The sequence below is a fragment of the Spiroplasma endosymbiont of Poecilobothrus nobilitatus genome (assembly GCF_964030655.1).
Taxonomy (GTDB): domain Bacteria; phylum Bacillota_I; class Bacilli_A; order Mycoplasmatales; family Mycoplasmataceae; genus Spiroplasma.
Genome location: NZ_OZ034915.1, coordinates 946,812 through 959,123, shown reverse-complemented (window position 1 = coordinate 959,123; position 12,312 = coordinate 946,812). Strand labels below are relative to the sequence as shown.

Sequence of the window (12,312 nt, the reverse complement as noted above, 5' to 3'; positions counted from 1 at the left end):
AATGATTCAAAAATTAACAGGAATGGTGTTGAATAAACAACATTATGATGATAACAGTGCAATTATTACGATTTTGTCACAAGAATTAGGAAAATTAGTTTTTTTTGCACCAGGGGTACAAAAAATTACATCAAAAAATCAGTATGCAGTACAATTCTTAGCAACAAGTGAATTTGAAATATTTTTATCATATCATAATAATAAGTTAAGTAAATTAAAGACAGGAAATTTATTAAAAACAAGAATTAAATTAGCACAAAATTATGATGATTATTTATTATCAACATTAATTTGTGAAATTGCTGAGCAAGCGGTTGTTGACCGTCAATCCGATAATGGATTGTGCGAATTATTAACAACAACATTAGATAATTTAGTTGCATGAGAAGATAATTTAAGTATTGTAATTGCTTTTATGTTTCGTGCTTTAAAATGATATGGATTAGAATGAGAATTTACGATGTGTAAACGCTGCGGTAGCAAACAACACATTAAAACAATTAGTTTTCTTGAAGAAGGATATCTTTGCAAAAATTGTTTATTACCAAGAGATTATCTCTTTCCAATTGAATTAGTGAAAGTTTTTAATAGTAATTTTCATACTAATTTTTATTTTTACAATAAGATTAATATAAAAGCCTTAATAATATTATTTAAAATGCTATGTGAGTATTATTTAACAAAAGTTGGAATATTTTCGTGTAGTATTTATGAAATGCGACAAAAATCAATTTATTTTAAGGAATAACATAGTATAATTGAGGATAGAGAAATAAGAAGGAGTCACATTAATGCAATATACATTAGAAGAAGTTGTTAATCATTTAAAAACACAAGGTTTTGTTTTTCAAGGGAGCGAAATTTATGGTGGTTTAGCAAACAGCTGAGATTTTGGGCCATTGGGGGTTGAATTAGAACGAAATTTAAAAAATTTATGATGACAACATTTTATTACAAAATCAAAATATAATGTTGGTCTTGATAGTGCTATTTTAATGAACAATAATGTTTGAAAATCTTCTGGACACCTTGGTAATTTTGCTGACCCATTATTAGATTGTAAAAAATGTAAAACCCGAATGCGGGTAGATAAACTGATTGAAGATAATTATCCGAAATTAAATTGTGGTGGTTGAACTAATGAACAATTAGAGACTTTTGTTACCGAAAAAAATATTTTATGTCCAAATTGTGAGGGACATGATTTTACTGAAATTCGTCAGTTTGAATTAATGTTTAAAACAAACCAAGGTGTCATTGAAGATGAAAAATCAGTTGTCTATCTGCGACCAGAAACAGCACAAGGAATTTTTGTTAATTTTAAAAATGTTCAACGTTCTTTGCGAAAAAAATTACCTTTTGGCGTTGGTCAAATTGGAAAGTCATTTCGGAATGAAATTACCCCAGGAAATTTTATTTTTCGTACACGTGAATTTGAACAAATGGAATTAGAATTTTTTTATGATAGTAACGAAAAGATTGATTGATTTGAATATTGAGTTAAAGAAGTAACCAAGTTTTTAGAATTAATTAATTTAAAACCAGAAAACTATCATTTTCGTGAGCATGATGCTAATGAGTTAGCCCATTATGCAAAACGAACTATTGATATTGAATATAAGTTTCCGTTTGGCATAGGTGAATTATGAGGGATTTCTGACCGTGGAGATTATGATTTACGTTGTCACAGTGAAATGAGTAAGAATGATTTGTCGTATTTAAATCAAGAAACAAATGAAAAAATTATCCCGCATGTAATTGAACCATCTGTTGGTGTTGGGCGTTTGATGTTAGCTATTTTATACGATGCTTACCATGTTGAAAAAGTTGCTGATAATGAGACAAGAATTGTTTTAAAATTAAGCCCGTTATTAGCTCCATATCAAATTGCGATGATTCCATTAAGTAAACAATTAAACAGCGATGCTTATCAACTATATGAAAAACTCTTAGGTCATTTTCAATGTACTTATGATGAAACAGGAAATATTGGAAAGCGTTATCGTCGTCAAGATGCGATTGGAACACCGTTTTGTGTAACAGTTGATTTTGACAGTCAAAAAGACCAAAAAGTTACAGTTCGCAATCGTGATACAATGAAACAAGAACGAGTGGCAATTGCTAATTTAGAAAGCTATTTCACCGCAACATTAAAATAATTAAAAGGAGTGAAAGGTATGGCATTAATTAGTAATGAAAAAATTGATTTAATTAAATCAAAAGTAAATATTGTTACCGTAATGTCAGAATATTTATCACTTGAAAAACGGGGTCGTAATTATTGAACAGTTTGTCCGTTTCATCAAGATTCACATCCTTCAATGAGTATTTCACCAGAAAAGCAAATTTACCGTTGTTTTGTTTGTTCAGTTGGAGGCAATGTTTTTACTTTTTTACAAGAATATGAAAATATTAGTTTTATTGAAGCTTTAAAAAAAGTTGCGGTAATGGCCAATATTTCCTTAGATGAATTGACTACTTATCAAGAAAAACCAAAATATGATAAAAGTGAACAGTTAATTTTTGAAATTAATGCCTTAGCAAGCGCTTACTTCAGTAATAATTTAGAAACCAAAAAGGCTTATGATGCAAAGGAATATTTAACAAAGCGGAACATTAATAATACTGAAATTGAATTATTTCAGATTGGTTATGCTGAAAGTAGTTTTGATCATTTGTACCATTTTTTAATTAAAAAAGGATATTCAATTAATGATATTCAACAAGCGGGTTTAATTACAATTAAAAATGGCAAGGTGTATGATTATTTTAATAATCGTTTAATGTTTCCGATTAAAAATGAAGATAGTTATATTATTGGTTTTTCTGGACGAGTAATTGGGGTTACCAACCAGGTAGCAAAGTATCTTAATACTCCTGAAACAAAGGTTTTTAAAAAAGAACAACTAATGTATAACATTAACCGGGCGAAGCCGTTTATTCGCCAGCAAAATAATTTAATTTTACTTGAAGGATATATGGATGTTATTAGTTTAGAAAAATTAAATCTTAAAAATACCGTTGCTTTAATGGGAACTAATTTAAGTGAATATCATTTAAAAGAAATTAAAAGATTAACAAATGAATGTTTAATTTTTTTAGACGGTGATAAGGCTGGAATTAATGCTAGTTTAAAAGCGACAATTAAATTATTAAGTCATAATCTAAAAGTTAAAATTGTCTTGAATGAGACGCAACAAGACCCTGACGAATTAGTTAATAGTGGTCAGGGGGAATTAATTCATACAATGTTAGCAAATGCCCAACATCCAATTAATTTTGCTCTTGATTATTTTCAAAATAAATTTAATTTACAAGCAGCAAATGAATTAGAAGAATTTATTAATATTGTTGCACCTTTAATTAAAGCTAGTCCAAATCAATTGGAACAAGAATTGGCGGTTAATAATTTAGTTAAAATAACAGGAATATCTAAAGAAACAATTACAACAAAAATTGGGCAAATTAAAACATATCAAAAAGCATTTTTTTCACCTGCTGCATCAGAACCAATTCCTAATGCAACAAATGATAATAATTATCAGCAAAAGCCGCCACCAAGGTTCAAACCACAGCAAAGTAAGACTGTTGTAGTTAAAAATACAAAATATAAAATTAAAAATTTAAAACGATATCTTTTAGCAGAACGAAATATGGTTTTACAATTACTTGGTTCTCGGAAAGCAGCAGATTTTTATCAAAGAAAAATTGGAAATTTAAATTTTGATGGTTATCGTTTGTTAGCAAATGATATAATTACTTATTATAATGGACATTGGGGGGCAGAAAATGTTAAAATTAATATGTTGTGTGATGAAATAAGCGATCCAAATTTAAAAAAAATATTAATGGATATTATTAATAAATCAACGATTAAAATTAAATATAATAAGAAAGAATTAGAAGACTATGTGCTCTTAATTGATGATTTTGCTAATGAAAAAGAGATTGCAATGCTATGAAATAAGTTAGAAAAAACAAATAATCTGATTGAACAACAAGCAATTTCAATGGAAATTGACAAGTTGAATCAACGATTAAAATTTAAAAAGGGGTAGAGAGAATGGAATTATCAAAAAAAGAAGTCAGAGATATGAAATTTTTTGATGAATTTAAAGAATATATTAATAAATATTTAGAAGAAAATAACAATGAAATTGAACAAGAAAAATTAATAACATTAATTAATGATCATTTTGAAGTTGATGATAATGATGTTGAAGAATATTTCGAAGAATTAGTCGCTAATGGTGTTGAATTTAGTGATATTAATTTAGAAGAGTTAGAAGAAAATGAAGTTCCTGAACCAGAAAAAGTAACGAAAAAACAACCAGATGAAAAATTACGTTACAAAATTGGTGGTATTTCAAATGAAACAAAAATTCAAGATATTATTAAAGCTTACTTTAATATTTTGGGAACAAGTAATATTTTAACTCGTGAGGAAGAAATTAAATATGCTAAAATGTTAGAATCATCTGATCTAGAAGAAAGACGTTTTGGACGGGATAAATTAATTACTTCTAACTTGAAGTTAGTTGTTTCAGTTGCCCGTAAACATTTAAACCGGGGATTAGATTTTTCGGATTTAATTGAAGAAGGGAACATTGGGCTAATGAAAGCTGTTGATAAGTTTGATTATAAGCGTGGCTTTAAATTTTCAACATATGCAACATGATGAATTAGACAAGCAACAACACGGTCAATTGCTGATCAAGCGCGAACAATTCGGATTCCTGTTCATATGATTGAAACAATTAATAAATTAACAAGAATTGAACGTCAATTAACACAAGAGTTAGGACGCGAACCAAGTTACAATGAAATTGCTGAAAAAATGGGGCAAGGAATGGTTGGCGAAAAAGTTCGTGAAATTAAAAGACTATCAATTGAACCAGTTTCATTAGAAAAACCAATTGGTGATGAGGATGATACTCATTTTGGTGATTTTGTTGATGATAAAGATATTTTTACACCTGATGAATATGCTGAAAAAGAATCATTACGAGAGGTAATTGATGAAGTTTTCCATGAAATTTTATCAGCACGAGAAGAAAAAGTAATTAGAATGCGGTTTGGACTTTTACCAACAAAGTTACGAACAGTATTACGGTTAGCAAAAGAATGTGAAGATGAAACTTTCCCCGAATTAGTCCAAAAAGTTAAAGCCCTTGATATTCACTATGATACACCAATCGAAAAAGTACAAAGTCAAAAAAATGCTTTAATTGATAAACATTTATCAAAATATGATTCACCAAAAACATTAGAAGAAGTAGGCAAAGAATTTAAAGTGACACGTGAACGAATTCGCCAAATTGAAGCAAAAACAATTCGTAAGTTTAAACCAAACCAAGCTAATTCGAAAGCAAAAGTATTAAAAGACTTTTTTAAAGGATAGGGGTTTTAAAAAATGGATAGATTATCAGAACGTTTATTATTAATTGCAAAACAAGTTAATGAAAAAGATATTATTTGTGATATTGGGACAGATCATGCAATGATTCCAATTTATTTAGCAAAAGGAAATTTAATTACCAAAGCTTATGCATGCGACATTGCAGCACAACCCTTAGCCCAAGCGAAAAAAAATATTGCAAAATATCATGCTGAAGAACTTATTACCCCAATTTTAGCAGATGGTTTAACAGGAGTTTCGGACATTAAGATTAATACATGTATTATTTCGGGATTAGGGAGTACAACAATTTTAACCATTTTGCAACGAAATTCTGATTTAATTGATCGTTATATTTTATGCCCTAATGATGATCCATTTTTATTACGAGAATGAATTAAAAAACAAAAGTACTTTATTGAAAAAGAATTATTAATTAAAGAAAATGATATTATTTATGAGATTATTGTTGTTAATAAAAGCGCTGGTCAAAAAGTCAAAAATAAAAAAGACTTATATTTCGGCCCTTATCTTCGCAAAGAACATAATAAACTTTTTCAAGAGAAATGATTGTTAAAAAATGATTATTATTTAACATTGTTAAACAAGATTCCTGCAAACACTAAGTGCTATCAAGAAGTTAAAACAAAACTAAAAATGATTAATAAGGTGATATAATGTTGATTAAAAAATTATATCAAGAAATTGAAACTGATTTTTCATTGAAAGCAGTTTGTAAGTGAGATTATAGTGGTCATCAATATGGAAACAAAAATCATTTTGTAGCAAAAATTATGGTTAGTTTAGATTTAACAAGCGAAGTAATTACAGCAGCAGTCGCTAAGCAAATTAATGTTATTATAACCCATCATCCTTTTTGTTTTGGCAAGAAAAAAAGGATTCAACATATTCCTTACAAATGAACAATTATTGACCTTCTTAATAAACATCACATTGCTGTTTATGCTTTACACACGAATTATGATGGTTTAATGAATGAATTGATTTTACAAGAATTAAATCCACAAAAAATTGTTCCCTTTGATGATGATTTAACAAAGATTGGGTATGTCAGTTTAACAGCTGATGAAATTATTACAAAATTAAAAGCAATTTTTAAAATTACAACAGTGCAGCACAATTTATCGACGTTAGAGCAACCTATTAAAACAGTTGCCTTAGCTGCAGGAGCGGCAGGTGATGTGATTGCAAAAATTAACCAAAATATTGACCTGTTTATTACTGGGGAAGTAAAATGAGATCAATGAGTATTAGCGAATGAAAAACAATTAGCAGTTATTTGCTTCAACCATTATATGGAAGATTTTTTTACTGCTGCTTTTGCCGGATACTTAACACGAAAGTTTCCAACTTTAACAATAATTCCATATAATATCAAAAATATTATTAACTATCGTTAATAATATTTTTATATTTGTTCTAAATAACGAATTACTTCTAACTGGATGATGCTAGGTGTTGATGCCCCCGCAGTAACAGCAACACAAGTTTTATTTACTAGCCAAGAAGTTGCTTGAATATCATTTTTATCATTAATGCGATATGATTCAATACCAATTTGTTCGCCCATAGCAACCAGCTTTAAGGTGTTACTACTTCGTTCATCACCAACAACAAGTAAAAGGTCAATTATTGTTGTTGGATCTAAACTTAGAACAGCATTTTGTCGTTCTAATGTTGCATTACATAAATCATTTTTAAAAATAATTTCATTTGGAACAAGGGTTTTAATTTTTTCCACAATTGCTTCAATATCAATTTTAGAAAGGGTTGTTTGGTTTACAATTAAAATATTTTTAGTTGGATCAAGATTAGGTAAAATGTTATCAACTTCTTGTTCTGTTGTCACAAGATTAATGCTTAGACTAAGCGCTAACATTGCATTTGTTTCTGGATGAAAGTGTTTTCCAATAAAAATAATTTGATAATCATGTTTTGCTAAATATTCCTTAATTAAATTTTTCGTAACGGTTACTCATTCACATTCAGTATCAACAAGCGTAATGTTTTTTTGTGCTGCGACATCTTTAATCCGGTCATCGCTATCATGTGCACTTAAAATCACAACAGCATTATCTGGTAAAGTTTGAATTAGCGCAAGGCGATTAAGTTTAAAATCATTAACAAGAATAACACCTAAATTAACAATTTAATCAATAACATGTTTATTATTGACAAGATAACCTAACATATAAATTTGCCGACCAGCATATTTAACAGCAGCTTTTTTTGCTCATTTAATTGACTTGACAACACCAAGACAATAACCACGAGGTGTAACTTTTACAACTTTCATTTTTTCACCAATCCATTTTTATCTACTTATATAATATCATAACTAAAAATCTCTTTTATCATTTTTTTAATTTTGTAGAAAACTCTTGATTAAATAAAAAAAATCATCAATATGATAACTTTAAAAGAAAATTATATAAACTTTTAATATTGTTATTTAACTTTTTTATACGTTAAAATATAATACCGATGATTGTTGGTTTGGCGTTAAACATTTATGCTGGTATTTTCATTTTCAGAGATTTAAATAATTTTGAATGTTCGCGAAACCTAAGCCATGATAATGAATTAATGATTCTTTAAGATTTGATTGTAATTTACTAATTTTATTTAACTTCCGATAACTAGCATCAGGATTTGTACTAGTTTTAGTTGCTAATAAAATAGAATTTGTTTGTTTTGCTACTAATAAATATAATGGTTGGAATGGCAACACTTTTTAGGACACTTTTTATATAGACATTTGTTTTCTAAAAGTAACTGGAGATAAATAATTTAAACTGCCATGAATTCGAATATTGTTATATCAATGCACAAAATCAAAAAGTTCGTATTTTAATTGTGTTAAATTTTTAAATTTTTTACCATTAATAAATTCAGTTTTAAAAGTTTTGTAAGTTGTTTCAGCCACAGCATTATCATAAGGGCAGCCTTTATTGCTTAATGATCTTTTAATATTAAAAGTTATTAAAATTTCATCAATGATTTTATTTTTAAACTCATTACCACGATCAGTATGAAATAGAGTTATTTGATTTAATGGTCGTGTTATTTTATGAAAAGCTTGTTGGACCAGTTCGGCTGTTTTATTCGGCCCAGCACTATAACCAATTATTTCGCGATTAAACAAGTCAATTAATAAACAAATATAATGTCATTTAGCGCCAACTTGAACATATGTTAAATCACTAACAATAACTTCATTAGGTTTTTTGTTGTTAAATTGACGATTTAAAATATTATTAATTTGGTCATTATTGACTGTTGTTTTATGATTATGATATTTTAATTTGGTGTATTTAGAAACCAAATTATTTTTGATCATAAAGAATCTGATTTTTCGCCGCGATAAGATGATATATTTTCTGTTTAAAATAACTTTAATTTTGCGAGCCCCATAAATTTTGCGACTTTTATTAAAGGCACTGATAATTTCTTGTTCATAATTATTAACTTGCTTGTTAATACATTTATTAGTTTGATAATAATACGTTGATTTTGATAAAAACAAAATCTTACATATTTTTCTTACTGAATATTTTGTTTTGTTGTTATTAATTATTGTTATTTTTTGGCGATTATCAGTGCGGCTTGCTTTAAAATGTCATTTTCCATTTTAAAGTCTTTAAGTTCTTTTCGTAAAGTTATTATTTCATTTTCTTCTAGTGTGCGATTGTCTTTTGCTTTAAATGAACCAGAATTATTATAATTTTTAACTCAACTATAAATAGTTGGTTTTGGTAAATTATATTATTGCCCTAGATTAATAACACTTTTACCATTTTTATATAGCATGATAATTTGTTTTTTAAATTCTTCAGAGTATGAAGTTTTATTTCCCATTTTTATATTCCTTCTTTCTTAATAATTTTATCTAATTTTGAAGTCTATATAATTATGGTCCTAATAATTGTAGCATATCCACATATCCGGCGAAAAATCAGATTCTTTATGATCAAAAATAATTTGGTTTATAAATACACCAAATTAAAATATCATAATCATAAAACAACAGTCAATAATGACCAAATTAATAATATTTTAAATCGTCAATTTAACAACAAAAAACCTAATGAAGTTATTGTTAGTGATTTAACATATGTTCAAGTTGGCGCTAAATGACATTATATTTGTTTATTAATTGACTTGTTTAATCGTGAAATAATTGGTTATAGTTCTGGGCCGAATAAAACGGCCGAACTGGTCCAACAAGATTTTCATAAAATAACACGACCATTAAATCAAATAACTCTATTTCATACTGATCGTGGTAATGAGTTTAAAAATAAAATCATTGATGAAATTTTAATAACTTTTAATATTAAAAGATCATTAAGCAATAAAGGCTGCCCTTATGATAATGCTGTGGCTGAAACAACTTACAAAACTTTTAAAACTGAATTTATTAATGGTAAAAAATTTAAAAATTTAACACAATTAAAATACGAACTTTTTGATTTTGTGCATTGATATAACAATATTCGAATTCATGGCAGTTTAAATTATTTATCTCCAGTTACTTTTAGAAAACAAATGTCTATATAAAAAGTGTCCTAAAAAGTGTTGCCATTCCAGGTTGCCTGTCAGAAATAATAATTGAATTTTCTTTGATTAATTGTTTATTAATATTTTCAATAATTCACTGTTTTTGTAATCGTTTTGTGTTGGTTGATTTAACATAAATATTATTATTGCTATCAACAGCCATTTGAATACAACATTTAGTGTTGGTTGAAAATGAATCAAGATGAATTTTTCTTTTATCAAATTTATCTTTAAAATTACCTTTGTGGATTTCTTTAATAAATGTTTCATCGATTTGAATTTGGCCATTTAACGTTTTAAATTTTAATTGGGTGTTTTCTAATTGTTTTGATTTCATTATTTTTTGGCGATTATATCAAGCGTTTTTCGGTGATGTTTTAATAAAGTGGGAAATCATTTTACTAGATTGGCCTAATAATGAAATTTGAATCAATAAATTTAACTGTTCATAATTTAAATGACTTCAATACGTAAAATGATCACGAAAAGCATCAAAACTAGCACGACATTTTTTGCATAAATATTTTTGTTTTCCTTCAGGATTATGACTATTTTTAACACAATAAAAAGATTGACAATTAAGACATTTAATACCTTTATACCTAAATTTTTGATCAATTTCATTTAAGCGTTTTTGTTTTTTAATTAATTCTGCTTCTTTTTTGACTTTTTCATGAAATTCTAAAAATTGATCATCTGTTAAACTATTTATTAATTCTTCAATTATTTTTTCCATTAATTATTCACCTCTTATATTAAGAATATACCTAATTTTAGGTATATTTTATAAATATCAAGAGTTTTCTACAAAATTAAAGTATCATTTTAAAAAAATATCTTAAACTTATTTATTAATCAAACTAAATTTGATATAATCAATTCGTCTATTTTAAGTAAAAATTTTATCTTTTTCTTAAAATATTACAATTATCTTAAATACTAAATTCAATTTAGGATAAAAAAATATTTAATGCAAAAAACTAATGATTAATGCTATTTTAACACTAGCAACCAACATTGGTTTGATTTCATTATGAAAGGAGATTGAGTATGCCAGTAAGCTCAAAAGCTAAAAGCAAAAAGGTGCCCCAGTCGAAAAAACCAGTAGCAAAAAATGCAACAGAAGAAAAATGATTGTTCATTAAATCACAAGCAGTTATTGATTCAACTACAGCTATGAAAAGATCAATCGATCGTTCATTAGGAGATATTTATACAAAAACAGCAGCGGATTATCGGGCAAAAGATGGAAGTGCCATTACAACTGCAATTACAGCAGAAAGACTAATTGCAGAACGTTTAGGAAAAACAGCAACTCAACGAAAAACAATTGAAGCGCAAAATAAAAAAAAGGCCACTCAAATGTTAAATTCAAAGGATAACAAAAAACCTGCTAAAAAAGCAGCAGCAAAAAAACCTTTGAAAAAAGTTGGGAAAAAAATAAGTAATGTTAACAATAACTAGATTTTCTAGTTATTGTTTTATTTAAAGTTTTTATTAATATTTTTCCTGTTTTTATAAAATAGAAAAATAAGATTAAGAATTTTAAATAATTAGGACTATAATATAAAAGAAAAGAGGTTAGATCATGAAATCATTTGGTAAGTGAAGTATAGCTTTAATATGAATTATTGTATTAATTATTTTAGCTTTAGCCTTAGTTTTTTCAGGGATATATTATGATGGTTATTATTGAGAAGGAAAAGGATTGCCGGTTAATATTAATGATATTAAAACATTTCATGGTAATGGTTATCAGTTAATAGGTCAATTGGGAATTGGAAAATTAATGTGATTATTATCATCGGGGTCATTTATTTGAGGATATTCAAATATTATTGTAACTGATGGTGGGCAAGGAATTGATTTGATGACATGGTTGCACCAACCGGGTAATGTTAATAATAGTGGAGTAATTCAATGACCCCAAAATTATGAATTAGAATCAGGGACAAATTTTGTGGAAGTAGTTGGTAGTCTATTAATTGTGTTATTAGTTGCGGTTCCCGTTTTAATCTTAATTGGAATATATGTTACAAAAAAAATGATAAAAGCAATGACACATCCTTATTCAATTGAATATTTAGACACACAGAAAAAATTGAAAAAAACAATAAAACAAGCTAGAAAAGCACTGAAAAAAATAAATATAGCCGTTCGCAAGGGACATGAAACATTCACAACATTAGCACGAGAACAAGAACGATGCTAATTTAATTGTTAATGCTGAAGCAGATTTTATTAAAGAAAAAGAACTTTTTAAAGCTCAGGATAATAAAAAACCAGTTGTGAAAAAATTAGTATCTACCGGTAAAAAATAAAAGTTATATAAT

Annotated in this window: 13 protein-coding genes and 1 pseudogene; 9 read left to right on the top strand and 5 right to left on the bottom strand. The window is 27.3% G+C overall.

All coding sequences use genetic code 4. The annotated features are described in order from the left end of the window. The first annotated feature begins 1 nt into the window (after position 1). Genes recO through AAHM76_RS05605 form a run of 6 tightly spaced genes read left to right on the top strand, consistent with a single transcriptional unit; the run spans position 2 to position 6,819 of the window. Positions 2 to 748, top strand: a complete 747-nt coding sequence (gene recO / locus AAHM76_RS05630; RefSeq protein WP_342255681.1) for a DNA repair protein RecO — start codon at positions 2 to 4, stop codon at positions 746 to 748. Between the two features lie 43 nt (positions 749 to 791). After that, positions 792 to 2,159, top strand: coding sequence for a glycine--tRNA ligase (locus AAHM76_RS05625; RefSeq protein WP_342255680.1), 1,368 nt, complete (start codon positions 792 to 794; stop codon positions 2,157 to 2,159). Positions 2,160 to 2,177: 18 nt separating this feature from the next. After that, positions 2,178 to 4,058: a DNA primase gene (dnaG, locus tag AAHM76_RS05620; RefSeq protein WP_342255679.1), complete on the top strand. Its 1,881-nt coding sequence runs from the start codon at positions 2,178 to 2,180 to the stop codon at positions 4,056 to 4,058. A gap of 5 nt (positions 4,059 to 4,063) precedes the next feature. Continuing rightward, positions 4,064 to 5,401 (top strand): sigma-70 family RNA polymerase sigma factor, encoded by a 1,338-nt coding sequence (locus tag AAHM76_RS05615; RefSeq protein ID WP_342255678.1) that lies wholly within the window; start codon positions 4,064 to 4,066, stop codon positions 5,399 to 5,401. 12 nt (positions 5,402 to 5,413) lie between these two features. Further along, positions 5,414 to 6,076 carry a class I SAM-dependent methyltransferase gene (locus tag AAHM76_RS05610; RefSeq protein WP_342255677.1) on the top strand — a complete coding sequence of 221 codons (663 nt, stop codon included), beginning with the start codon at positions 5,414 to 5,416 and terminating at the stop codon, positions 6,074 to 6,076. Then, complete coding sequence (locus AAHM76_RS05605) at positions 6,076 to 6,819, top strand: Nif3-like dinuclear metal center hexameric protein (protein WP_342255676.1); 744 nt, start codon at positions 6,076 to 6,078, stop codon at positions 6,817 to 6,819. The genes AAHM76_RS05610 and AAHM76_RS05605 overlap by 1 nt, the downstream gene beginning before the upstream one ends. Positions 6,820 to 6,827: 8 nt before the next feature. Here AAHM76_RS05605 and AAHM76_RS05600 read toward each other — a convergent pair whose 3' ends face one another. From AAHM76_RS05600 to AAHM76_RS05585, 4 genes and pseudogenes are all read right to left on the bottom strand, one after another. Beyond that, positions 6,828 to 7,550 carry a 4-hydroxy-3-methylbut-2-enyl diphosphate reductase gene (locus AAHM76_RS05600; RefSeq protein WP_342256848.1) on the bottom strand — a complete coding sequence of 241 codons (723 nt, stop codon included), beginning with the start codon at positions 7,548 to 7,550 and terminating at the stop codon, positions 6,828 to 6,830. 18 nt (positions 7,551 to 7,568) lie between these two features. After that, positions 7,569 to 7,715, bottom strand: coding sequence for a hypothetical protein (locus tag AAHM76_RS05595; RefSeq protein WP_342255675.1), 147 nt, complete (start codon positions 7,713 to 7,715; stop codon positions 7,569 to 7,571). 165 nt (positions 7,716 to 7,880) lie between these two features. Beyond that, positions 7,881 to 8,150, bottom strand: coding sequence for a hypothetical protein (locus tag AAHM76_RS05590; protein WP_342255674.1), 270 nt, complete (start codon positions 8,148 to 8,150; stop codon positions 7,881 to 7,883). Between the two features lie 15 nt (positions 8,151 to 8,165). Next, positions 8,166 to 9,277: pseudogene (locus AAHM76_RS05585) on the bottom strand (IS3 family transposase). Positions 9,278 to 9,331: 54 nt separating this feature from the next. Between AAHM76_RS05585 and AAHM76_RS05580 the strand changes: the two are divergent. Then, on the top strand, positions 9,332 to 9,979 hold the full coding sequence (locus tag AAHM76_RS05580) for an IS3 family transposase (protein WP_342255673.1): 648 nt from the start codon (positions 9,332 to 9,334) through the stop codon (positions 9,977 to 9,979). Here the strand turns inward: AAHM76_RS05580 and AAHM76_RS05575 are convergent. Beyond that, positions 9,972 to 10,715, bottom strand: coding sequence for an IS1/IS1595 family N-terminal zinc-binding domain-containing protein (locus AAHM76_RS05575; RefSeq protein ID WP_342255672.1), 744 nt, complete (start codon positions 10,713 to 10,715; stop codon positions 9,972 to 9,974). The two genes, AAHM76_RS05580 and AAHM76_RS05575, sit on opposite strands and share 8 nt — an antisense overlap. 314 nt (positions 10,716 to 11,029) lie before the next feature. Here AAHM76_RS05575 and AAHM76_RS05570 point away from each other — a divergent pair, with 314 nt between their 5' ends. Then, positions 11,030 to 11,443, top strand: a complete 414-nt coding sequence (locus AAHM76_RS05570) for a hypothetical protein (RefSeq protein WP_342255671.1) — start codon at positions 11,030 to 11,032, stop codon at positions 11,441 to 11,443. A gap of 124 nt (positions 11,444 to 11,567) precedes the next feature. Next, entirely contained in the window at positions 11,568 to 12,191 is a 624-nt protein-coding gene (locus AAHM76_RS05565) for a hypothetical protein (protein ID WP_342255670.1), read from the top strand. Positions 12,192 to 12,312: the final 121 nt, after the last annotated feature.